22 protein-coding genes and 1 tRNA gene are annotated in these 24,524 nt (G+C 34.1%); 10 read left to right on the forward strand and 13 right to left on the reverse strand.

The genetic code is table 11. The features are described 5' to 3' along the window. Positions 1-269: 269 nt before the first annotated feature. Positions 270-833, forward strand: coding sequence for a TATA-box-binding protein (locus F1Z66_RS05340; protein WP_149862574.1), 564 nt, complete (start codon positions 270-272; stop codon positions 831-833). 2 nt (positions 834-835) lie between these two features. On the opposite strand, the gene F1Z66_RS05345 is transcribed toward F1Z66_RS05340, so the two are convergent. Then, positions 836-1,453 carry an orotate phosphoribosyltransferase gene (locus tag F1Z66_RS05345; protein ID WP_149862575.1) on the reverse strand — a complete coding sequence of 206 codons (618 nt, stop codon included), beginning with the start codon at positions 1,451-1,453 and terminating at the stop codon, positions 836-838. Positions 1,454-1,509: 56 nt separating this feature from the next. Here F1Z66_RS05345 and F1Z66_RS05350 point away from each other — a divergent pair, with 56 nt between their 5' ends. Continuing rightward, positions 1,510-2,634 (forward strand): hypothetical protein, encoded by a 1,125-nt coding sequence (locus F1Z66_RS05350; RefSeq protein WP_149862576.1) that lies wholly within the window; start codon positions 1,510-1,512, stop codon positions 2,632-2,634. 57 nt (positions 2,635-2,691) lie between these two features. On the opposite strand, the gene F1Z66_RS05355 is transcribed toward F1Z66_RS05350, so the two are convergent. Continuing rightward, positions 2,692-3,885 (reverse strand): tRNA (guanine-N1)-methyltransferase, encoded by a 1,194-nt coding sequence (locus F1Z66_RS05355; protein WP_149862577.1) that lies wholly within the window; start codon positions 3,883-3,885, stop codon positions 2,692-2,694. A 343-nt stretch (positions 3,886-4,228) separates the two neighbouring features. Between F1Z66_RS05355 and rnhB the strand changes: the two genes are divergently transcribed. Next, positions 4,229-4,876: a ribonuclease HII gene (gene rnhB / locus F1Z66_RS05360; protein WP_149862578.1), complete on the forward strand. Its 648-nt coding sequence runs from the start codon at positions 4,229-4,231 to the stop codon at positions 4,874-4,876. A gap of 17 nt (positions 4,877-4,893) precedes the next feature. Here rnhB and F1Z66_RS05365 read toward each other — a convergent pair whose 3' ends face one another. From F1Z66_RS05365 to F1Z66_RS05375, 3 genes are all read right to left on the reverse strand, one after another. After that, positions 4,894-5,595: a fibrillarin-like rRNA/tRNA 2'-O-methyltransferase gene (locus tag F1Z66_RS05365; protein WP_230207462.1), complete on the reverse strand. Its 702-nt coding sequence runs from the start codon at positions 5,593-5,595 to the stop codon at positions 4,894-4,896. Positions 5,596-5,627: 32 nt separating this feature from the next. Next, a complete protein-coding gene (locus tag F1Z66_RS05370; RefSeq protein ID WP_149862579.1) occupies positions 5,628-6,983 on the reverse strand; it encodes an NOP5/NOP56 family protein in 1,356 nt (451 codons plus the stop codon). A 135-nt stretch (positions 6,984-7,118) separates the two neighbouring features. After that, a complete protein-coding gene (locus tag F1Z66_RS05375) occupies positions 7,119-8,594 on the reverse strand; it encodes a hypothetical protein (RefSeq protein ID WP_159357293.1) in 1,476 nt (491 codons plus the stop codon). Positions 8,595-8,743: 149 nt separating this feature from the next. On the opposite strand from F1Z66_RS05375, the gene F1Z66_RS05380 reads away from it, so the two are divergent. Beyond that, the gene (locus F1Z66_RS05380) at positions 8,744-9,178 is read left to right on the forward strand and encodes a Mov34/MPN/PAD-1 family protein (protein ID WP_149862581.1); all 435 of its coding nucleotides are present in this window, start codon (positions 8,744-8,746) and stop codon (positions 9,176-9,178) included. A gap of 20 nt (positions 9,179-9,198) precedes the next feature. On the opposite strand, the gene F1Z66_RS05385 is transcribed toward F1Z66_RS05380, so the two are convergent. The 3 genes from F1Z66_RS05385 to F1Z66_RS05395 all read right to left on the reverse strand — a co-directional run bounded on the left by F1Z66_RS05385 (position 9,199) and on the right by F1Z66_RS05395 (position 14,254). Continuing rightward, positions 9,199-10,677 (reverse strand): ABC transporter permease, encoded by a 1,479-nt coding sequence (locus F1Z66_RS05385; protein ID WP_149862582.1) that lies wholly within the window; start codon positions 10,675-10,677, stop codon positions 9,199-9,201. A 20-nt stretch (positions 10,678-10,697) separates the two neighbouring features. Further along, a complete protein-coding gene (locus F1Z66_RS05390; protein ID WP_159357292.1) occupies positions 10,698-11,618 on the reverse strand; it encodes an ABC transporter permease in 921 nt (306 codons plus the stop codon). 191 nt (positions 11,619-11,809) lie between these two features. Further along, positions 11,810-14,254 carry an ABC transporter substrate-binding protein gene (locus tag F1Z66_RS05395; RefSeq protein WP_149862584.1) on the reverse strand — a complete coding sequence of 815 codons (2,445 nt, stop codon included), beginning with the start codon at positions 14,252-14,254 and terminating at the stop codon, positions 11,810-11,812. Between the two features lie 341 nt (positions 14,255-14,595). Between F1Z66_RS05395 and F1Z66_RS05400 the strand changes: the two genes are divergently transcribed. Next, entirely contained in the window at positions 14,596-15,492 is an 897-nt protein-coding gene (locus tag F1Z66_RS05400) for a transcription initiation factor IIB (protein ID WP_134485877.1), read from the forward strand. A gap of 12 nt (positions 15,493-15,504) precedes the next feature. On the opposite strand, the gene F1Z66_RS05405 is transcribed toward F1Z66_RS05400, so the two are convergent. Beyond that, positions 15,505-16,524: a CPBP family glutamic-type intramembrane protease gene (locus tag F1Z66_RS05405; RefSeq protein WP_149862585.1), complete on the reverse strand. Its 1,020-nt coding sequence runs from the start codon at positions 16,522-16,524 to the stop codon at positions 15,505-15,507. 21 nt (positions 16,525-16,545) lie between these two features. After that, complete coding sequence (gene yciH, locus F1Z66_RS05410) at positions 16,546-16,854, reverse strand: stress response translation initiation inhibitor YciH (RefSeq protein ID WP_149862586.1); 309 nt, start codon at positions 16,852-16,854, stop codon at positions 16,546-16,548. Between the two features lie 310 nt (positions 16,855-17,164). Between yciH and F1Z66_RS05415 the strand changes: the two genes are divergently transcribed. Together F1Z66_RS05415 and F1Z66_RS05420 are read left to right on the forward strand one after the other, a co-directional pair. Beyond that, positions 17,165-18,493, forward strand: coding sequence for a DEAD/DEAH box helicase (locus F1Z66_RS05415; RefSeq protein ID WP_149862587.1), 1,329 nt, complete (start codon positions 17,165-17,167; stop codon positions 18,491-18,493). Between the two features lie 40 nt (positions 18,494-18,533). Beyond that, complete coding sequence (locus F1Z66_RS05420) at positions 18,534-19,673, forward strand: 3-hydroxyacyl-CoA dehydrogenase (protein WP_149862588.1); 1,140 nt, start codon at positions 18,534-18,536, stop codon at positions 19,671-19,673. 110 nt (positions 19,674-19,783) lie between these two features. On the opposite strand, the gene F1Z66_RS05425 is transcribed toward F1Z66_RS05420, so the two are convergent. Further along, a complete protein-coding gene (locus F1Z66_RS05425) occupies positions 19,784-20,314 on the reverse strand; it encodes a TIGR00725 family protein (protein WP_149862589.1) in 531 nt (176 codons plus the stop codon). Positions 20,315-20,411: 97 nt separating this feature from the next. On the opposite strand from F1Z66_RS05425, the gene F1Z66_RS05430 reads away from it, so the two are divergent. Further along, positions 20,412-20,582: a preprotein translocase subunit Sec61beta gene (locus tag F1Z66_RS05430; RefSeq protein ID WP_149862590.1), complete on the forward strand. Its 171-nt coding sequence runs from the start codon at positions 20,412-20,414 to the stop codon at positions 20,580-20,582. 15 nt (positions 20,583-20,597) lie between these two features. Next, complete coding sequence (locus F1Z66_RS05435) at positions 20,598-22,379, forward strand: DUF2070 family protein (protein WP_149862591.1); 1,782 nt, start codon at positions 20,598-20,600, stop codon at positions 22,377-22,379. 27 nt (positions 22,380-22,406) lie between these two features. On the opposite strand, the gene F1Z66_RS05440 is transcribed toward F1Z66_RS05435, so the two are convergent. Both F1Z66_RS05440 and ahcY read right to left on the reverse strand, forming a co-directional pair. Further along, positions 22,407-22,481, reverse strand: a tRNA-Val gene (locus F1Z66_RS05440). A gap of 105 nt (positions 22,482-22,586) precedes the next feature. Beyond that, positions 22,587-23,843, reverse strand: a complete 1,257-nt coding sequence (ahcY, locus tag F1Z66_RS05445) for an adenosylhomocysteinase (protein WP_149862592.1) — start codon at positions 23,841-23,843, stop codon at positions 22,587-22,589. Positions 23,844-23,886: 43 nt separating this feature from the next. Between ahcY and F1Z66_RS05450 the strand changes: the two genes are divergently transcribed. After that, complete coding sequence (locus F1Z66_RS05450) at positions 23,887-24,519, forward strand: DNA-3-methyladenine glycosylase (RefSeq protein WP_149862593.1); 633 nt, start codon at positions 23,887-23,889, stop codon at positions 24,517-24,519. The last annotated feature ends 5 nt before the right edge of the window (positions 24,520-24,524 follow it).

Here is a 24,524-nt window from a genome sequence, read left to right on the forward strand (position 1 = left end):
TCAAAATCAAGTATAAGCTCCTAAATATTTATATAATTTCTACTATTAAAAAAAAATCCGAAATTGTTTAATATTGAATTAATAGGTTTTGTCTTTATTGTATATTAATATTATAGTATTTTCTCATGAACTGACTCAAATTTCGAATGATTGCTACTACCGTCTAAAAATCATGAATCAGCAATCTGTTATAGATATTGATCAAATTTGACAATATCACATAAAGGTATATTTATATCGAGTATTTATATACCCAAGGAAAAGAAAATATGCCCCAAACAAAACCTATGGTAAGTATCGAAAACGTTGTGGCATCAGCAACGGTAAATCAAACTGTAAATTTAAATTTAATTACTCAGATATTTCCCGATGTTGAGTATCATCCTGATCAATTTCCAGGATTGGTTTTTAGACTAAAGGCTCCCAAAACTGCGACTTTAATTTTCAGCTCAGGTAAGATGGTCTGTACAGGGGCTAAATCAGAAGAGCAAGCAATTAAGGCAGTTAGAAATGTAGTACAAAAATTAAGGAAAGGTGGCATACCTATTGAAAACGACCCTATCATAGAAATACAAAATATTGTTGCATCAGCGAGTTTGGGTGGAAAGATCCATTTAGAATTGGCTGCAAGGATCTTACCTAGGAGCATGTATGAACCTGAACAATTCCCAGGTTTAATACATAGAATGCTGGATCCAAAAACTGTTATTTTACTATTTGCCAGTGGAAAGCTAGTTTGCACGGGCGCAAAGAAGGAAACTGAAGTTTACAGAGCAGTAACTAACTTGCACACTTTGTTGGAAGAAAAAAATCTGATGATTTACGAAGGATAATTTTATCCAAGTTCATCAAAAAATGACTGAACTTCCTTATTTGAGATTTTTTTCTTCTTATGTAATATATTAAAGATTTCAGAAATAGTGACAGCGCTATAAAGTTTAATACCCATTTTTTTAAATTGCTTATCAGCACCTTGGCCTCGATTTACAACCACAAACACTCCACAAATTTTGGATTCAGTAATTGAATTAACCCCATTAATTATTGATTGGCCAGTTGTTACTACATCATCAACAAAAATCATATTGGATTTAGAATCAATCACTCCCTCCAACTTTCTTTTTGTACCGTAGGACTTTGAATCTTTTCTCAAATAGGAATGGGGTTTAAAAAGTTCATAGGCTAAAGCAGATCCGAATATGGTCCCGGAAGTAGGAATAGAACATATAAAATCAAATCCATCGTAACCAATATGAGAAAGAACAAGCATTTTAAGTAAAGATATCGACTTTCTAAAAAAAACCGGATAGCTTTGTAAGATCCTCAAATCTAAATAAAATGTACTGCGCAATCCGCTTGAAAGTGTGAAATCTCCAACCTTAATGGCACCTTTATCAAAAAGAAACATGACTAAATCTTCCTTCAATACTTCAATATTGCCGTTTATGCTCAAGTTAATTAAGGTAGTAGTTCTTCGATTTTATAAGTTACTTCCACGGCAATATAACTATGCCAGAAATATGGTTGGGGTACGGAGAAACTGAAATAATTTTAGATATAAAATATGAAAATATTTTAAAAATCACTAAACCAAATTTTGAATCGATGAGATACGAAGAAATCCAAACAGCTATCAAGGATAACACGATAATTGAACAATCTACATTGATACTGTTTATTACCCCTTTCCAATCTATGTTACCAATAATTAATATCTTCCATGATCAATTAATAGAAATGAATATCAATTCATGGGAAATATGCATAGTTTCTCCACCGTTTTCTCAAAGAATGAGACACATGATTCTAGACCAAAAGAGCAATATAACAAGAATTTCCTCGAATCAGATTAACGACAAAATTTCAACATTTCAGAACATTATACTAGTTGACAAGTTAGAATATGATCCGATGTTTGGATTCGCAGGAACTCACTCGCGATTAATTCGAAAGTGTAATCCCGAAGTAATGAATGAAATTTATCCAACAATAATCGGTAATGCCCCCTGTCCAGGTCAGCAGACGGAATCACTAAAGATAGCGATGGAATATACAGCAAAAACAGGGTATCAAATGATTAATGTAATATCAGATAAGCATGGTATAGATTCATTACATTTTGAGAATACTAGTCAGTCCTTCCTAAAGTCAACTTCTCAATTTAAGCAAAAATCCACTGTTGAGTGTAAAAATTCAAAATCAGGAATATTTTCTGGAGAAACTAATTATAATATTCAGAGGAGTCTAGGTGAAAGTATGAACCTACTTTGGAATAATATTCACGCAATATCACAAAATGGAACCATTATATTGTTATCTGAAAATAGGGAAGGAATTGGGACTGGGGCATTATCGAGATACATAGATGGAAGATTGGACTTGTCTGGTCTAAATAAATACAATTACATGCAAGATATAGAGCATCTCAATTATCTTCAATTAATCAAGGACAAATATGAAATCATTGTCATTTCTACAATTCCTCAAGTCTATTTGGGCAAGCTTGGAATCAGATCTCTACCTAAAATAAAAGATGGATTAGAATACCTTATAAAGAAGAACGGTAAATATCACAAAATCAATATTATTCCATCTTCTGAGATCACCTCCACCTCAATTTCTGAACAACTTTAAGAAATGTATCAATTTAAAATTGAATAAATGAATGTGTAGTTATTATAGTAGTCTATTTCAAACCTTATCTAGTACACTTTTGATGTCAGTCATGCTTGCTTCTGTTTTAAAACCGTAATTTGAAAAGATGGTAGGGCTTGATCTATATCCTTGTTGTTGTAACAGATCGAAAATTTTACTGAGCGGTAGAGTTTGTCTCTTAAATAGTTTCCCATATTCATCATTCAGATAATGAAAGGGAATATTATCAAGTTCATTTTTGGCCACAAAAAAAAAGGTTTGAATAAGTTCAAGATTTTTCTTGCATGACCCATGAGGTTGCCCTTCTGCAAGTCGATTTCTTACATCTAATATAGATCTATCCATTAGATCCTTATCAAATATCTCCCTTATCCACATCTGCCCTCCCAAATGCGTTTTCCCTTTACAATTGCTGCAGGTAGTAACGATAGGTATTTCCTTGAAAAAATTTCGATTGCCACAATTAAAACAGTGTTGAACATAACCAAGATTTTCAAATAATCGATTTGCCTTCTTTGCAGATTTTACAATCTTACAATAAACACGTATATAATTCCTGTAGGCATGGGCAAAAATAGGAAAGGCGAAAAGATCAAATCGAGATGCAACCAGTGCAATATTTGATATAAGCAACCTTGTACCAACCTCTAAACTATATTTTGATCGGATGGGCAATCCATAATACTTTCTAAAACACACGTGTGGATAGACGCCTAATAACACGGCAGTATCTGTTGCAGTGACTGAAATTATGCCTTCGTTTTCGACCGATCGTAACAGGCAGTCTATATAAGGAGAGGGTGAACCAAAAGGATCCAAATCGATTATGGAAGATCTGTTATCCCAAATGTTCGAATTACTTAAGAACGAACAAACTTCCTTATTTGAAAACTTACATTTGTGAAATACATCATTTATTACTGCACTTGCTTTAGATGCTTGGAGAGCAATTGAATTGTAATCATTTAAGATAACTGATTGAATTTGAGGGATTTCTTTGGCAACTCTTAGACCTCTAGAACCTACCCCCGAGAGGGAATCCACAAAGGATAAATTTTTCCTTGATTTATCAAATGAATTTCTGTAAAGGAAAATAGAGATATCACGATTAAACCTTGCTGCAGTGTTAAAAAATGCAGGATACTTAGAAGGTTCACTTTGATAAATTGATGCCGAAGGAACAAGGATCTGCGTCTTTCCTTCGATGATTGAAATCCATGAACTAGACATGAAAACTTTTCAAAGTTCATTTCTTAAATCCCTAATTTATTTAAATTTAAACAAGAATTATTCAAATCAAATTTCATCTGTGAACTATATCATCAATATATAACCTGAATGTCGCCTCATGTTTCAATACCTTGAAATAAGATATCGGCAGTTACTATCTTTAGTTATTGATAAAAGATCAATTATCAATAACTTATATAATATATCTGTAAAAGTAGGGTATTTGTATTAGTAATCAACTTGATGGATTTTTCAAGTTGTTGCCGAGGGATTTTCCGACAAATAAAAGGAAATTTGATTTTGGATCCAGGGTATTTATACTCTAGAACTTATTTAGACATATTTGCTTTTAGGAGGAATCGATGAGGCTGGTAGAGGATCAGTAATTGGTCCACTAGTGATTGCAGGAGTATCGCTTGATAAAGAGAATATCCAAATCTTGCAAGGAGAAGGAGTTCTTGATTCAAAAAGTCTTACACCAAGAACGAGAGAAAAACTATATCCAAAAATAATTTTGAGGGCAAAGTCCATATTCGTTTGCAAAATCAAACCAAAAATAATTGATTCATATGTTCAGCTCAAAAAACTAAATTCACTAGAGGTGCAATTTATGACTCTGGTTTCAGATAACCTTGTAGTGGACAAAATAATCTTTGATGCATGTGATGTGAATTTGGATAGATTTAAGAGATCCATTCTGGAGAATATGAAAAATAAAAGCGTAAAAATATACTGTTTTCATAAAGCAGATCAAGATAACACCGCGGTAGCTGCAGCATCAATTATAGCTAAAGTTACTAGAGACAGAGAAATATCTCTTTTAGAAACCAGATTTGGTATCAGAATAGGTTCTGGATATCCTTCGGATCCAATTACCAAGACTTTTCTAAAAGACAATGTTCAAAATAAGGCATTTAAAGAGCACATTAGATTCACATGGGCGCCTGTTAAATTATTAGCAAACAAAAAATACCAGACAAAATTACTTTAATATTAAGTGGACTCAGTTCATCCCATATATTTTGCATGTATTAAAGAATGATCCTTGTCAAATGGTTCCAAGTTAATCGTCTGCAAAATCTCAAAATTATTTTTTTCTAGCTTCCTGGCCTCATTTTTGGTTACCAATTTGGGATCCATTAGTACATCAATACTTCTGGTTTTGATTATGATAAGTAAAGATCCTCCTGGCTTCAGATAACTCTTGCAATTATTTATAGCAATATCTGTTTGATCTGGTTGAGCTATATCAGAATAAACTGTATCAACAGTTCCAAAATATGAATAATATTGGAGGTAATTTCTAGCATCCATAATGATTGGGATAACATTACTTCTTCTAACCGCCACATTTTCTAGTAATTCCCTAGCTACCCTAGATGAGGGCTCGACAGCAAAAACAATTCCCTTTGGGCCTAAAATATCTGATACATGGCTTACTGTTGTACCAGTTGATGCGCCCAAGTACAGGACTGTAGAAGACTCCAATATAGGAGTATTTTCCAGGTTTTTTAACAAAGCAGCAGCTAATTTACTTCTATATGGTTCCCAAAGTCTATATTCAACATCATCCATTTTTACAATTTTCTCACCATAAACACTTTTTCCAACATCAAAGTTTTGAGTCGCCAAGTAGCGTTGCTTTGAACTATCCTCTAGAATAGCATACGATCCATTATCAAATTTCATAACAAATGACAATTGATTCATTTTCCCAAACCCTCTTTATTAAATACATTATCTCATTTTTTATTAGATTTATGGTGTCTTTTTTTATTCTTGTTTTTCTTAAAAGAAAAATCCCTGTCTCGTGGTTGACTTGTTTTATTTTCTCCAGGAATATTCTTAGTGAATCGCTTGCCTTTTTTCCTATCAAAATGTTTGAAATCTCTACTCCTTTTGAACTGTTCTCCCTGTCTGGAATGATTATTCTGTGAAAGAGGGGGTTCTTTGTATTTCTCCTGAATTTCAACGATCCTATTGTTGAGTTTGGTAGTCAGTAAACTTGTAGTTTGGGGATTATGGTTAAAAAGATCCACTCTTGCTGCTATGGCAGCTTTTGCAGAAATGGCTCGCGCCAGTTTTCCGCGTTGCCATTTAGGTGCAGAATGGATAACAGGATGTTGAAACAGTAAACCATGTTTTGGTGGATTTGCACCTGTTTTCAAGGTTCTAAATAAAGCTTTTTCTGCACCCAAAATCTGAATTGTGCTTGACGACAATGAGGCTAATCTCTTCAAACTTCCCGCTTTTGCTATTAATCTTGCTCCTACCGATGCAGTCAATAGTTCTCTCAAATTTGGTGCGACTTCCTCCATCGTAGATTCTACATGCTGTTCCAAAGTTTTCCTTATCTGATTTAGCGATATAACTTGTGTAGCAAGGCTTTGAAGAATAACTAAATTCTCGTCAGTAATTTTTCCACCCTTGCTCCTTAATGAAGTTTGAATAATTATATCAATTCTGTTATCGGGAATGTCCAAGGTTGTAAGAAATTCTTTTGTAATGTTTTCCCTCCTTCCTGCCTGTGAAACTATTTGCGCAAAAGTCACTATGTTCTGTAACAAGTTATCTAGTTCCGGAAAATGCAATCCGTACCATTCCCTCATCCTAGTCCCTACGGTATTGAGAATCTTGTCAATTTCGTCGAGGCCATTAATTGATTGACTAATATGTAAATCAAGTTGTTGTGAAGCTTCCTGGATTTTCAAGGATGACCATTCCAATGCAAAATTTCTCAGTTCTGCAACTAAGCTTTTTTTTGCCTTATTTTGGTCCATTGAAACTTCAGGCAAAGACAGATATAGATTTAGCTTGTTTAATTGAAATGCTTTTTCATCTCGACTAGAGATTCTTTCTACATTCTCTGAAAAGTCTTTAAGAAAACTTGTAGTAGCAGGATAATTCGTTGAAATAAGGTGAGGCTTCTCACTAAAGAATTCCAAACTTTCTCTGAGATCAGCATAATTATTATCTTTTAACTTTAGATGTGATTCGTATGGATTTTCAAACTTCTTAAAGTAGACAACTGAATTCTCATTCTCAAGAATTGCAATACCCAATTCAAGTACGAGAAACTTATAATCATTTAGTGCCATTAATTTAATTTCAAAAATATTGGAATAATTGAGAATAATAACTTTGTTATTTATACACTAATAAAATTTTAACCTAAACTGGCCTACTGTTGCTGCTAAGTGAAAAAGGGTATTAACGCAGTTTTAAAATTTAATTTAACCAAAGGGAAGGGGTATATTGATTCCTTGATCACTAAGCTGTTTTTGCACATCATCAAAAATTCGATCTGTTAAATCTTTTTCGTTATCTGATCTTTCAGTTGAGGGTTCTTCAGGCCTTTCGGCTGGGGTTTCGCTCGGGTTTATAGGAGTCCCCTCAAAAGATGTACTAGTTTTTTTCAGTTTGTAACCATCTTTTGTAACTGTGACTGAAACGTTAATCGTGTCTCCAGACTCTAAAACATCTGATGAGATAGTTGTTGTAAACTTACCTTCTGTATTAGTCGAACCTGAAAACTTATTATCATTTATAGATCCAGTTATTAGAGTTTGGGTAAGGGGTTCATTAGTCTCTGCATCACTAGCTCCAATAATTATTCTTTGATTCAATCCTTCTCCGCTTTTGTCTATACTCACATCCATCGTCTTTAGTTCAGCAGGTATTGGAGAATTAGCAATGACATTCACCTTTGCAAATTTCACTGATGATAATGGAGAATAACACTGGAGTTTTGCTGTAAGGGATTCTGAACCATTTTTGAGTGTTGTAGTACCAGGTTCTAAAACTGTGCCCCATTCTCTGTAATCTTCAGTTCCGTTATTCCCAAAAGGCAAAGTGGTTTTAAAATTAGAGTGGTTTGCACTTGCAGGGGCGATTACACCTGCAGAATTTCCGGCCGCTACCATGACCTCGCAATCATAATTTGATGGATATTCAGATGTACCGTTAACGGTTATTGGTTCATCCACGTTTATCGTAGCACCATTTATTGGAGAATTAATTCGAATATTAGTAACAGGAATATCTATGTTCTCCAAATTACTTTTATGTAAAGTATCACCGGACAAATTGTTAGGTTTATTCTCCAATTTTGAATAATTTAGTGTTGGAGTAGTAGAGACATTCGGTTGACTTGCCAGATTAAGACTTGTTGTGGGTTTAGGAATTGTTCCATTGAATTTTACCCCAGTTATGTTTACGCTGTAATATGCCTTAGCAGATCCGGATTCGCAAGTTAGTTTGGAAGTAATCTTATTTGATCCTTCATGTAAATTTGCGTATTTTGAACCGAATGTATAACTCCATTTTGAATAATCATCTTTACCCTGAGGTCCAGTACCGTTGGCCGGTTGATAAGGAAATTTGTTATTCGTTACTAAAGAAACGTCGCAATTAGTTAAATTTCCACTATTAGCAACAGAAAATCCCTTTACACTGAGTTTTTGACCATCATCATTATAATAATTTGTTCCATTGATGAAAAATTGTTTACCATTAGTTGGATCTGTGATTCTAATTCCGTAAGGATTTTTGACTGGTGATGAAGTTGAAATAGGTTCAGGAGTTGTGGCAGCAGGATTATTATTTTGCGGAAGAATTTGAGCATGAGTAGATAAAACAACTCCTGAAAGTAGGACAAAAGTTGATAAGATAAGTATAATCATAATCCTGTAAATCAAACTAAGAGACATAGCTTTTCAAAAATATTAAAAGTTTGTTATTTTATTGCCTAGAGAAATATAAAATAAAATTGTTCGAGTAAATAGATATATTGAGAAGTGATTGTATTTTAATGCTTATCAGGTTTTAGTTTTTTATTATAGTGTAACGGATATTACATATGCGTTTTGGTTTTTTCAAAAAGGGAAATGATAGAAATGATGTGGAGCCTAAGAAAATAAAGAAAGTTGTTACAATTACTAGTAACGTAATTGATGGATTGATATCATATTCAAAAATGCATCACCCCTATGAAGGAATCCTGATCTTAGAGGGGGAAAGAAAAAGAACTGAAATTTTAATAAATAATTTAGTTATCCCACCTTTTTCAGTTCATGGGCCGTTTTATTCTGGTTTTCCCATTAATGAACTTCCATTTGATTTAAAATACGTTGGTACGGCCCATTCACACCCTAGTGGATCTAGCCAACCTTCTTTGGAGGACTTGAATCACTTTTATGGTTTAATCTCCATAATTATATGTCATCCATATGACGAAAGCGATATCCACGCATATGACAGTAATGGGAGGGAAGTAGACCTAATAAGAAGATGAAACACACGTTCAAACTTACTTCATCTCCTTTTACTGACTTTAGCCCTATTTTCTAAAAATCTACCAATAAGGATGAAGGCGATACTTGTAATAGAAATCATTAACCCCGGCGGTATTATCCACCACCAGTATCCTAATATTTCAGCGGATGAAAAATGCGCGTCCTGTAGCATTTGTCCCCAAGTTGGAAATGAAGGATCACCAAACCCCAAAAAGCTAAGTGCTGATTCTCCCAAAATTGCGGCCGGAACCGAGAGTGCAAAATTTGCTAAAGTAAAGGGAATTAGTTGTGGAACAATGTGTCTAAAGACAATACGAATATCTGACTCCCCCATTAGTTTGGATGCTTCAACATAGGGATAATTTTTAATCTGAATACTAAAAGTTCTATTGATTAAAGCTAATCCAGGCCAGCCAAACAACACAAATAAGCCAATCAAAAAAATCAAACTCTTACCAAAATTTAAGGATAATATGATAAAGATTACCATTGTAGGTATAGAAAGAAATATATCAATAATAATAACCATAGCAGTCCCTAATCTGCGACCTTTATATCCCGCTATTAATCCATAAAAGAGACCTATCATTGTTGAGGATACAGCAACAGTTGTTCCAATCAATAACGCTACTGGAGTACCGATCATTACTCCAAATGAGATATCTCTTCGAAGATCATCTGTACCCAACATACCAAAAGTTTTTCCTTCTACTACTACCTTAATATCCTGCGCAGTAGTGTCACTATCAAATGAATAGATTGAAATAACAAATTTATATGTACCCTTAAGAGGAACGTTATTGTTCTGGCTTGAAAAAATTACCTTCTCTGCTGGCAAACCACTAATAGAGAAATTGAATAAATTGGAGTAATCTGAAAGTGATTGGATTATATCACTTGATGTAGAAAAGAGTCGTTGAGACACGATATTTGATGTCATTTCTCTTAAACCAGAGGGGGTAGAGTTGTCAATAATGGAATCTTCATTTGAGCTTTGTGATGATGAGGAATTCTGATTGGAAAAATTAGACCCACTGAGCGGAGCAGAGTCTAAAGAATTGTAATACAATACGAGTTCATTTCCGTCTGGTCTTTGCACTGAAACTTCAATGACGGGTGGAATTTGTCCAAGTTGGATGCTGTATGGTATGGAAAAAGCAGAAGGAAATTCATCATACTTCATATTATATTCAAAAGTATAATTTTGAATTTTGTAATCAGGTCCTTCTGCGTATCTAGATTCTATAGCACCTTCTTTAGGAAGGACAACATGTTCTGGTAATTGTTGGTTAAAGAATGTCAAAAAATAATTTACCCATACGGGTTCTGCATTTTTTGGATAATCTATCCAAAAAGAGGGATTATTCCATTCAGATCGCTCAGATGCAGGAATAAAAATCAAGGTATATAAAGTAATAGTTATCAAAAAAAACAAAAGTACTATGCCTAATAGCCCACCCTTGAATTCATTGATTTTCAACCGCCTTATTTTATTCAAAACTGATTCCCCAACTTTATTTATTCCTCAGTTTTAATCCTAGGATCTATAAATGAAATTGTTAGATCGAGCACCAATCTTGTGACTAAATATAATAATGTAAAAAAATAAACCAATCCTATTATCAATGGTGAATCGTTTTGTACTATTGCATTGTAAAACAAATTTCCCATTCCTGGCCAATCAAAAATTTCTTCGATAAGAATAGACCCTCCCAGGGTGGCTGTTATCCCTATTCCCAACATTGTTGTTAATTGAGGACCAGCATTTTTTAAGGCATGTTTGAGCAAAATCTTTCGAGACGGTATTCCAATCACGCCAAGAGATTTGATATAATCCTCATCAATTACACGCAATACTACATACTTTACATAATAGATTGAAGAAGAGAAGCCCATTAGTACAATGGTAATAAAAGGTAACGCCATGTGGTAGATCAAGTCATTAAGATAACCAGGGGAATCCGGAGCGATTACAGGAGTAGATCTAGCAGGGAATATTTGAAGGAAGAAAGAAAATATTACTATCATGATCATGGAGAACCACCATGGCGGCATACTCATACTCAAAGATGCCATCCCAGCGATAATCTTATCAGTAACCTTCCCAGATTTTTTAGTCAAATATGCCCCGGCTATGATACCCAAAACAACTATAGTTAATGAAGAAGTAGTAAAAAGGAGTATGGTATTGGGTAACTTCTCCATAATTAGATTATTTACACTACTGGAACCATCATAGGTGGTAAAGAATCTAGAATTACCAAGATTTAAGGTTAAAATCTGATACAAACTATTCAGGATCTTTATGGGTGAAAACCAAGGTTGATCCAACCCAAGACTTTTAACTTGAGCTTGAATCTGCTGATCTACAAAAGCTTGTCGCTGGGATAAATTTTCAAACTGATTTAATTTCTGATTCTCTGAAAGAGAATTTGACAATGAATTTAACACCTGAATCCTAATGTTATCCGCCATAATTTTGTCTATAGTAGATCCTAATAATACAATTGTTAGTAGTAAGGTTATTATCAAAACCAGAAAGAGTATTAAAATTTTCTTAATAAAAAAAATAAATAAACTCATTCATCTTTACCTGAAATAGGAGTTCAAATTTTTACAATATATCTTGATCATGGTCTAACAAGTAGTGTTTCCTCGCGTATTACTGGTTTTGGTGATTCGAAAGTAGTAACTATAATCTTAAGCTTTGATGGTCCAGGGTCGAGGGATTGAGTCTGGTTAGAACTAAGATAGATATTTATTGGCCGATCAGATTGTGATTTATTGACATTTTCAGAATTTAACACTGAGGTCATGTTTATTTTGACCTTATCTTGTGCTACAACCTTACCATTTCTATCTGTTAAGAAATAATCAACAAAGCCTTTAAAGGGTTGAAACTCGCCTGAAGTGTTTTTCGATTTTATATCTAATGCAAACGCAAAAGATTGCCCAATTCGAATAAATTTAGGAACATTTACATTCTCTATCGATAACTCGGGAGCGTTTTCATAAATTGAAAATTTTCCAACCTTAAAAGGATAAGAGCCATCTCTAAAAGCATTTAAGGTTACTACTCCGCCAGTTGGATTAAATTCTTCTAGGTAGTAAGGACCGTTACCGATTATGGCATTGTGATGATTTTGAATCCAACTTATTGATGCATCATATCTCTTCATTACATAATCTAATGAAACCAATCCTTTCAACGGATTAGGAACATATTTTTCACTTTTCATCTTAATAAGTTCATTTTTAATCATGTCCGCTTGAACAGGAAGGTTTAGGGAGAGTTGATCGATTCCTTTGATATTGGCATCCGTTTTTGAAAAAGATAATTTATTGTTTGATACTAAGCGCTCAGAGGCAGCCGTTATCTCCCATGGCTCAGAAGGCCACAAGGTACCATAAGAAGGAATTTGTTTTTTGTCGTAATGCCACAAATCCAAATATGTGTCAAAAGTTCCGTTATTATAAAATTTCACCCCCTTTATCAAGGATAAAGTTGGAAAAACCAAGCTAGCATACTCAGAATCAAATGTATTATCGCCATTTTTAGTATCTGTAGACCATTCAAAAGGAAAATAGTACGAATATAATAAATCATACTTATCCATCGATATTCCATTATGCCAATTTGAGAAAATAGGTTTTAGACTAACTTTGGTTAATGCGGTATCATTATCGGTAGAGTTTTGCCATTTTTGTTGGTAAGGATCCCAGGTGATAGAATCTCCAGGTACAGATATGGTGTCATTGTAGTCACCAGAGAAAACATTTGTCCATTCATTTCTTAAAGGTTCTGGATCTCCAGAATAAGGGTTAGAAAAAGTTGGAGTATCAGTTATTAGGGAATATATAATGCGACAATAAAAATCGTTACAACCCTTGACGCTGTTCCAGGCTCCTTGATAGACCTGTATCATACCAATATTTAGGGTCGAATTGTTAGTCGAACTTTTTATTGCATTTATTAATGATAACGTATTCGCTATCCCTGCTGAATAATCATTTATCAATCCATTTATCTTATTGGATGCTATATATGGATCAAATGATCTAGCAAAAAACAATCTTACAGCTTCATTAATCCCTACCTCTTCAGATTCTTGTAATAAGTGATTTCGCTCAGGCTCTGATGTAAAATTATTAAAGATTAGTCTTTGAGTTAAATTATCTATTGTTGAATTTGCGTATTGCCAATAATTCGGGTTTTGGGACCCTGGCATATTGCCAAACCAAGGTGCATACATTTGGGTTACAGAACCAGGGTTATAACGAGAGAATGAGTTAGAAATAAGAGATTCAGTATACAAATTCCACTCCATATCAGATGGGTCAGACCCATACACTATGCGATTTGCCTTGGTTAAGTCACCATATTCCTTTACCACAATGAAACCCGCCTTTTCAATCTCGGAGGCAACGTAATCACCAAATGACTTTCTCAACAAGTCATCATTTCTTATTAAAATCTTCACAGATACAGGTTGACCATTAAAAATATACTTTCCTGAAGAGCTTAAGGTTGCACCTGCCTCAGTCATTGCTCTATTGATCTTGTCTTTCGCAAACTGTTGATCATACCTAATTTTAAGCGGGTCTATGACTGGCAGAACATTATAATATTCAGGGGAGCGAGAACCATAAGGCTCGACTATCTGCTCACCAAATCCTTTAAGAATATTATTAACAATAAAATTCCTATCGATTAGAAAGTTTAATGCGAATCTTATTTCCCTGATAGAAAATGGATTTAAAGATTTTGATGTATTTGAAGGATTTAAGAGTAATCCATAGGTTAAACCTTCTTTTTCATAAACTTTTAGATTTGGATTTTTCTTAGCTGATTCAACTAACTGAAGAGGAATTTGAAAAAAATAAGAATCAAGTTGGCCATTACTAACTTGTTGGTAAGCAACATTTTCATTAGAAAATCTGATAAACTTTATGAAATCTGCAAACCCTCCAGTTTTATTATCATTTTGTAAATACGCATGACTTTGAGGAATAATATTAATTAAAATACCGAATAAAAAGACAATTAATATAACAGGTAATAGTTTCAGCTTCAATGATAGCTTCTAGATTTAACGTGTTATAAATTTATTATTTCTCATTTAATTTTAATCGTACCCTCACAATAATTCCCAAGGTAAAAACTATAGTATATAAATGATCATAGGTTTTCTTTGAACATGAGCAATAAGATAGGTAAAAGAACTCACGTATATAGTTCACAACGAACGGAAAGTAAAAAGTATGCGAAAGCTGAAAGGAGAAAAAGGAATAAAGCAAAGTATTAATTTTCATTATTTAATAATTTCCGATATATTTATAAGTAAGGAAAGATATAAATATATGTGGAATTGGTTTATAAGTTTTGTGGTGATATAAGTTGGTAAAAGATATATCTATGTTTGGCGATCGATGCCCCCGATGCGGCAAAGGTCCTATGGTTACAGATAATTCAACGGGTGAAATGTTTTGTGGTAATTGCGGATTTGTAGTAACTGAAAGAATAGAAGAAACGGGCCCCGAATGGAGAGCTTTTTCAAAGGAAGAGCACGAAGATCGTAGTAGGGCAGGAGTCCCTACGTCGCTGGCGATGCATGATATGGGATTAGCTACTATCATAGGACCTGTTGATAAAGATGCATCTGGAAAACCATTATCAGCTTCAATGAAAAGCACTATTGAAAGATTAAGGACATGGGATAGTAGAAGCCAAGTTCACGAGCCTGTTGATAGAAACTTTAGACAGGCATTTAGTGAACTTGATAGATTAAAGGATAAATTGGCAGTTGGTGACGCAGTAATTGAAAAAGCGGCATACGTTTACCGTAAAGCCTTGGAGAAGGGGCTAGTGAGAGGCAGATCAATTTCAGCATTGGTGGCAGCTGCTTTGTATGCGGCTTGTAGAGATACGGAAACTCCAAGAACATTAAAAGATGTAGCAAATGCAAGCAACATAAAGAAAAAAGATGTAGCTCGTTGCTATAGGCTTTTGATAAGAGAATTAGATCTGAAAATGCCAGTAGTGGACCCAGTAAAGTGTGTTGCAAGAATTGCCAGTAAAGCAGGATTGACAGAAAAAACCAAAAGAAAGGCGTTAGAAATTCTTAAAAAAGCAGAAGAAGGTAAGATTTCAGCAGGTAAGGATCCTATGGGATTAGCGGCAGCCGCCCTATACGTAGCATGTGTTATGAATGGAGAGAACAAAACCCAGAAAGATGTTGCAGAAGCCGCTGGTGTAACAGAGGTTACAATTAGGAACAGGTATAAAGGATTAAAAACACATCTTAAATTATAGTCAACAATTTTATTAGTTTACAACATACTTTTTTAATATTTTTGTTGTAAGCTGATATAAAAACAGAATACCAATAATAATAAAACCAATTGAAATTGCACTCAGGAAGATACTATCAGTTTCGGTATTCCAAGGGGTCCCGAAAAGGTAAAAACCAAGAATACTATACGCAAAAAATACAAAGTTTGATATCCAGTGAAATACTATTGCAGTTGCAAGTCCATACCTATAATAAATCCATGCTAATACTAGTCCTCCCAAAGCTGCCTGAGTTATTTTTCCAACTTCGTATCCGCCTCCAAAAAAGACATGAGACATACCAAAAATTACAGAATTAATAACAATAACAATAGATATACACATAATAGTATACCTAGTTTTATTAGGTGCCAAGAATTTATAAGGATGATTTAAAAATAAAACAAAATTTCCTTTTTTGATAGGCGAAAATATCAATAGTAAAGGTACTCCTAAAAGTAATACTCTAAATAGGATCTCTTCATTGAGAGGTGCTGCCGACAAATAAAAGAATGAAAGTAAAGCATTTTCAGTCAACGGATTTCCCAACGTTACTCCGAATAGTTGCTGTATTGTATCAATGATCACAGATAATAAAAAGTATCCCGAAAACCATGAGATTGCTATTATGAGTAAATTTGAATTTTGTTCAGGCCTAACTGATTTTTGCTCTTGTAACCGTTTTGTTCGTATCAAATTCCACTTTCTAAATATATTTTGCCTTAGAATCGAGTGTGGATAAATTAAACAATACAGATAACAAATCAGATAAACAGATAAAAAAAATAAAAAAGTAATGCCTAAGTTGAATTGAGGAGACTGGAAACCAAAAATATTAATCAATAAAAAGTCCAGTGAAACATTTTGAGACCAAGATATATCACCACCAAGGTTTGTAAAAAAAACAAGAAAAATTCCAATTGCAAAGGAGGCTAATGTAACAGCAACCATAAATAGTATTAAGCTGTGTTTTATTCCTTCGATAATCTTTTCAATGGTGTTTCTACTTGACAATAGCTTTAACTTTTCTAAAAGTTACATGACTTCAATTGAAGCTTCGTTAAAACCCTTAACTACCAAGTAATTCTTAACTATATCCCTATGATCACCTTGTAATAAAATAAAACCATCCTTGGCTGTTCCACCGCATGCTAACCTGCTCTTTAGCTCTTTAACGATTGTGTGAATATCGTTGATCTTGGGATCCAATCCCTCAATCATGGTTGTTGTTTTAGAAAAACGACGAGTTTCCAACCGGACTACTATTCGAGTATCCTCTTTATCCAACTCTCCACAAGCACATAAATCATCAGGCAGGCCACATTTTTTGCATATCACAGCCATCTATTATTGCCTAATATACCTAAATCCTATTATTAAGCCTTGCTTAGTATCAATCTCCATGGTCAAGACATAATATAAATAGAATACATCTTTTGGGATCAAATCCAAAATTCTAAAAAAATATTATTGTTATGTACAGATTTGCAAATAAAATACATTCCAAGATAGCATATGGCAATTGTATGAAGTTCAAAGTGGAGGAAATTGTTAATTGTTAATCCATTCTCAATTGAGAGATTAAAATAGGATGTGAAGATGAACAAAAGCCTAAAATGCAAGAAATAAATAAAAAAAGACATATTTCAAAAACGTGACCCCAGCAATTGCTTCACTGAAATTTCCTTTTAACTTAAAACCAGATCAAAACGCTGCAGTAAATGCATGGATCAAGCATAATTACAAAGGATCCATAATTTATTCAACAGGTACTGGAAAGACCGAAATTGCCTTCGAATGTGCAAGAAGGGCCTGTTTTAACGATGCTGGAAATAATAAAAAACCAATATCTTCGGTTGAATCATATAACATTCTTTTTTTAGTTCCCAGAATCGTATTAATTGAGCAAAATATTATCCGATTGCACAAGTACAGCATTAGCCCAGATAAAGTTGGATGTTTTTATGGCGACAAAAAGGACCAAAAAGAGATTACGATTTCAACTTACCAAAGCGCAATAAAAAATCACCAATTAGTAAATGATAGCGAATTGGTTATACTTGATGAAGTTCATCTTCTAAGTAACACCGCATTTTCATTTAAGAGACTTTTCAATATAATAACTCAAAGTTCAAAAAGGAAGATCTTAGGTCTCACTGCTACCATAAATGAACTCGACCCAAAATATGAGGAAATAATCAAAGTCATACCACCTGTAAAAAGATATTTGATCAAGGAAGCAGTTGATGATGGTCGATTAGCCAAACCTGAAATTATTTCTATAGCTGTAAATCTTACGAGCGATGAGAGGAACACCTATGTAAAAACTAGTGAGTCAATTAGAGAAATTTCCTACAAGCTAAATGCTTACGATCCAAGTGTCTTATCAAAGATTCTGTACCAAGGTGGGGCACGAGCAAAGTACGCCAAGGAGTGGTTTAACCAAGTAAGAATCAGGAAAGATTTGCTTAACTCGTCTAGACAGAAGTTAAATATGGCTGTTTCTATAATTGAGAAACATAAAACAGAAAAATTGATGGTTTTTAGTGAGACGATAGAATCAATTACCAAATTAAGTGAGATACTCGCTCAACGAGGGATAAAATCTGAAATGATCCATTCAAAAACAAAAAATAATGACAGGAAATTAATTTTAGAGAATTGGGGAGTAGAATTCTTCCCTTTATTATCAGTTCATACTTTAGAAATTGGATTTGATATACCTAATGTCAAAATAGCAGTAATTTTATCTAACACATCAAATATCAATCAAATAGCTCAGCGAATTGGTAGGGTTATAAGGAAAACGGAAGATAAAGTTGCAGCATCAATTTATTTGATTTATGTAAATGAAACTAAAGACAACAACATATTAAAAATTGTAGATAAAGCAGTGGGAAAGAAATCCAATAGAGCAGTCAGAAAGGGAACCAAACAAACCAAAATAACTGATACTTTTTTTTCTAAAAATAATTTAGAATGAAATAAAAGACATTATAATAAATACTTTAATTATCAAAAAAATGGCAATCAAAAATATTACTGTATTAGGATCTGGAATCATGGGCCATGGAATTGCCCAAGTATCTGCAATGGCAGGTTACAAAGTTAATCTCAGGGATATTGATCAAAAATTTCTGAATAAGGCAATGCAAAAAATTAAATGGTCATTGGAAAAACTAACAGAAAAGTCCAAAATTACCAAGATGGATGCAGAAAAATACATTAACAATATTACTCCAACGGTCGATCTAAAGACTGCAACTAAAGAAGCGGATTTAATAATCGAAGCTGTCCCAGAAGACTTTAACCTTAAAAAAAAGGTTTATGGTGAGTTAGAGGGTTTATCCAGTGAGAATACCATCTTTGCATCCAATACAAGTACGTTGCCTATCTCAGAACTAAGTTCATTGACTTCACGTCCTCAAAAATTCATTGGTATTCATTTTTTTAACCCCCCTCAACTCATGAAATTAGTCGAAGTCATACCAGGTATTGGAACGGATGAAATTGTTACAAAAGAGTTAACTGCATTTGTAAAAAGTCTAAATAAACAGCCAGTAATATGCAAAAAAGACGTCTCAGGCTTCATCGTCAATCGTATATTTATACCTCTTGTGCATGAGGCACTTTACTCATTGGATAGAGACCACGTTTCCATGGAAATAATTGATTCAGCTGTAAAATACAAGTTGGATTTTCCAATGGGAATTTTTGAATTGGCCGACTATACAGGACTAGATGTAATTTACAAAGCTTCATTTGAAATGAATTTAAGAGACAAGAATGTCTTAAGAATGCATCCCTCAGTAAAAGTGCTATTTGACAAAAATGAGCTAGGTCAAAAAACCGGGAAGGGATTTTACACATACCAAGGGGAAAATTATGAAAGAATTAACCTTACACCTGAAAAGGCTTCTCAGTATGACATTAGTTCTATTTTAGGTGTAGCAGCAAACAATGCATCTTGGCTTCTGGAAAATGAAGTCTGTACTAAGGCAGACCTAGATACTGCGCTTAAGTTGGGAATGGGGATGAAAACAGAAATTTTTGAATTAGTAAGTAAGAATGGTACCGAAAAATTGGTTAGACATTTACTGGAGCTTGAAAAATGTGAGGGGGATTTTTACAAACCAAATGATTATTTAAGATCTATAGTATAAATTCTTTTTTCCTTTTAAAAGAAAGATTTCGACCAGCAGTGGTTGTAAATATTAAGATTCTAATGGCATGTCACTCCTTTTGTTTCTTTAAATAACTTTCAAAGATAGCGTTAGCAAGCCTTCTGTAATTTATTAATTAAATGATCAACAGCTATCACAGGATCATTGATATATTCTATTTCAATTCGTTTCCTCTCGTCTAAATATTTTCCACCATAAATATCAGATACTCCACCACTCCCCCGAATTGCAACCATCGGTTTCCTTGTCATGTAGCCTACACAAAGTTCAATTAAAGTACCAACTCCTCCACCTACCGAAATAATTCCGTCAGATGAATATGCAACTATGAAATCTCTTGAGAGTCCTATCCCGGTGCTAATAACTGCATCACAATATTCATTAGCCTCATCTGGGCAATTCTGGGGAACAATCCCAATCGCAAAACCATTATGGTCTCTAACCCCCTTGCAAGATGCCTGCATCACCCCCCCTAGGCCACCGCTAATCAGGATGGCTTTTCTCTTAGCAATTTCGGAGCCTAAAGTATACGCAAGATTGAGGGTTTCATTGCTTATATTGATGGTACTACCACTATTGTATCCTATGACTCCGATTTGTAACTTTTTCAATAAGAGCATCTTGTGAAATATTTTTATAAATTAGTTTGGCTTTAGTCATTTATGACACCAATTTCTATACAGTAATGTATTTATTTCCAACATGATAATTTTAAATATGAGTAAGAAGGCGAAAAAGAATGCACCGTTACCGGCATCCAGTGCTGGATTATTAAGATTTTTTGAAGATGAAACTAAAGGGATTAAAGTAAAGCCAGAGATAATCTTAGGAATAGCAGGTGCGCTTATTGCAATATCCATAGTAATCAAGGTTTTGATTCCAGTTTAATTTTTTTGACTGTTAATGAGTGATTTTGAATCAGACAGCGTTTCTAGCCTCCACAAAAGATGGCTTTTTACAAACATAAATCCGTCTTCTGAAAAATTTTCATTCTTAATTTCTATATTAAGCCTAGTTACTAATGTAGCCCTTATTAATTTTGTAATCACTCCTCATACAGTTACAGATTTCTTGATCAGTTTTCCTATAATTGCCCTAATATTTTCCATAACCTTAGTATTTGACTATTTATCCCTCAGGGGTACACCCTTGAACAGATTTTCAAAGGTACTACATGTTTCAGCATTTGCCAACCTTTTATGGACATTAACTGTTATAGGCGGATTTATATCAGAATTCATAATTAATACCAATAGTCCAAATATTAATTTTGTACTTCAGGGAATGTTCATGGCAATTGGTCTTAGAATAGGGATTTTTGTATCAGTGTTTGGAGCTACCTTAAAAAGAACTATTTTAATATCATTTATCCAACCCTTAATAATTTTTATCCTGTTCTCCTTCTTTTACTTCAATCACATTTTTTATACAAATTTTACAGTTTATTTGTTTGGTTCAGTCATATTATTTATTGGAGTTTTGTGGACTATAGTGGTTGACAGAATAGGAAGACCAAATTTTAAAAGTGCATTCAAGATTCTTCAAGCATTTTTGATTGCATGGACTGAGAATAAATCAGATGAAATGGAAAAAATTGCAGAAGCAAAAGCTGATCCAAAGGTTGTTAATACACTACATGTAAAGTTCCACCCAGAGTCTCAAAAAGAAATTTCACTCATTCTACCAGAGCTTCATCCGGGACCATTTAACCCCATTGGGGGAAGTAATTTGCCCTATGACATATTTAGATTTTATTCAAAGTCAGCAATGGTTATGCACAGTATATCAGATCATTCTCTAAACGTACCATCCAAAAAAGAAGTTGAAAAGTATCTCAACTCTTTGACACAGAATGCGCATTTAGAATCAGGGGACAAATGTACCGTTCCCATAACGATTTCAGAAAAGGATTGTAATTGTAGTGGATTCGCACTTGGAAAGAATGTCATTATTTTATTCTCAAAGTCTCCAAGCGGAATGGAAGATATTCCACTTGATGTTAAGATAGATTTGGAGAAATATGCAAAAGAAATTGGATTTGAACAGATTCTGATAATTGATGCCCATAATTCGATGGGCGCAAAGATAGAACAAGAAGATATCAAAAGGTTAGTCAAGATTGGAAAAGAATGTTTGCAAAAATTGGTTGTATCGTCACAACATAAGTTTAAGATAGGATATACGAATAGTTATCAAAATGAAGACCTTAAGTTCAAAGATTTAGAGAAATTTCCGGATCTTGGTAAAGGTCAATTTGGAGTTCTCGTGATTTCAATCAAAGATGTGGATCATTTACTATGTTGGACAGATTCAAACAATATGAAAAATGGCATAAGAGAGAGAATAATCGAGTCTTTAAGAAGCAAAGGATTTAAAATAATAGAAATCTGCACATCAGATACTCATGCTACCTCTGGCAAACGGAATACTAAAGGGTACTATACCCTTGGTGACGTAACACCAGTGGAAAGAATAATAGAAGTTCTTGATCATTTGGCCATAAGCGCCAAAAATAGGACAAATCCATCCACATTTGAGATTTACAAGACTGAAAGTAGGGTCATGGTCATGGGAAACGATCAATTTGATGACTATTCAAATGCTCTCGAAAAATCATTTTTAGTAACTAAAGTATTTCTTGCTGTAACATTCGTTGTATATGTCTCCATGTTGCTATTTACATAGGGTAATTGTAAGAATTAATTACATGAGTGGATGAGGAGAGATTTGAACTCTCGACCACCTGTGTGTGAGACAGGTATCCTAACCAGCCTAGACTACCCATCCTTTCATAGAACTCAATAATTGATATTAAAAAACATTAATTAATCTTTGTTTGTAATCGACCCATAAAAAAGGATTTGTTCAAATTGATTTTCCTATGTTTTTATCTCAAGTTCCTTCACCATACTCATTTATGTAGGTATTTTGGCTCTCAGATAACTTGTCAATAGAAATACCCATCGATTCGAGTTTTAAACTGGCAATGAGCAAATCCTGCTCTTTGTCTATATTATAAATTCTATTTTCAAACTTGCCTTTATTCTTAACAAGATTGAGGACTGACAAGAATTGGTTAGCAAAACTCATATCCATGACTTCAGAGGGATGACCTTCAGCAGCGACCAAATTGACCAATCGGCCCTCTCCAATAAGATTAACTTTCTTTTGATTGTTTAAAATGTATTGCTCGACGTTTTCGTTAATCGCCTTGCTGCTTTTGGAAATCGTAGTAAGGTCATCTATAGAAATTTCTACATTAAAATGCCCTGCATTAGCCAAAATTACACCATCTTTCATCGTTTCAAAATGAGACCCAGTAATAACATCTTTACAACCTGTAGATGTGATAAATACATCACCGGCAGAAGCAGCATCCTGCATGGTCTTTACCATAAACCCATCCATTCTAGCTTTTAATGCATTTATCGGATCAATCTCGGTAACAATAACTGAAGCTCCAAATCCTCTAGCCCTACTAGCAATCCCTTTTCCAACGTGTCCATACCCGGCGACAACTACAGTTTTCCCTGATAATAAGACATTTGTGGCACGTATGATTCCATCCAAAGCCGACTGGCCGGTTCCGTAAACATTATCAAAATCATGTTTTGTTTCCGCATCATTAACCGCTACTATCGGGTAGCCTAACTTTGAGTTTTTCTCCAAGGCCTTGAGTCGTTGTACGCCGGTGGTGGTCTCTTCGGTACCTCCCTTAATATTTTTTCCATATTTGTCCAAATTCTTATGAAATTCAATCGTCAAATCTGCTCCATCATCTATTGTAATGTCAGGATTAAATTTTAAAACTGAGTATATATCATCATAATACTCCTTATTGTTAACCCCTCGGCTTGCGAAAATAGATAATCCTTCATCCTTGACTAGCGAGGCAGCAATATCATCATTAGTGCTTAAAGGATTACATCCTGACCATGCTACAGTAGCACCTGCTGCAGCAAGAGTTTTAGTTAATACGGCGGTCTCCTTAGTTACGTGTAAGCAGCCCCCTACTACAACATCTTTTAAAGGTTTGGAATCCTCATATTTTTTCATCAAGGATAATAATACAGGCATATGGGACTCTGCCCATTCAATTTTCTTCTTACCTTTATCAGCAAGAGAAATATCTTTAATTCTATATTCCATGAATAAAAAAATATAGACACCTTATATTACTTTAACACAAAGAATGAGACTAAGCAGAGATTTTTTCGAACGGGAGACTCATAAGGTAGCACAATCATTGATTGGGAAATTATTAGTTAAACATGTCACATTCTTTGGACAATATATTAGGCTTAGTGGAATAATAACTGAAACAGAGGCATACGGCTTTATTGATGATCAGGCCAGTCATGCATACAAAGGTATGACAACTAGAAATATGGCGATGTTTGGTAACGCTGGAACGGCATATATTTATTTTATATATGGTAATCATTATTGTATGAACATAGTTGCCAAAGAAAGAAACTCTTTGGCGGGCGCGGTCTTAATTAGATCATTAGAACCAATTGAAGGAATAGGTGTTATGAAAATACTACGAAGATCAATGCATCTTTTTAACTTAACATCAGGTCCGGGAAAATTAACCCAGGCATTTAAAATAGGAAATAGACACAACCGTTTTGACCTCGTAGAGAATACGAATAAATATTTTTACGTAGAGGAAAATGGTATAGAAAAGGACTTTATAATTGTTCAGTCCCGTCGAATTGGCATAACATCAGAGACTGAAAGAAAATGGAGGTTTACAATGCATGTGAAGGAACCAGGTGTTTCAAGATATAGTCCAAGTAAATACTTGTCTAAATCAAGCTAAATTTT

It is taken from the genome of Candidatus Nitrosocosmicus agrestis, from assembly GCF_008389435.1.
Taxonomy (GTDB): domain Archaea; phylum Thermoproteota; class Nitrososphaeria; order Nitrososphaerales; family Nitrososphaeraceae; genus Nitrosocosmicus; species Nitrosocosmicus agrestis.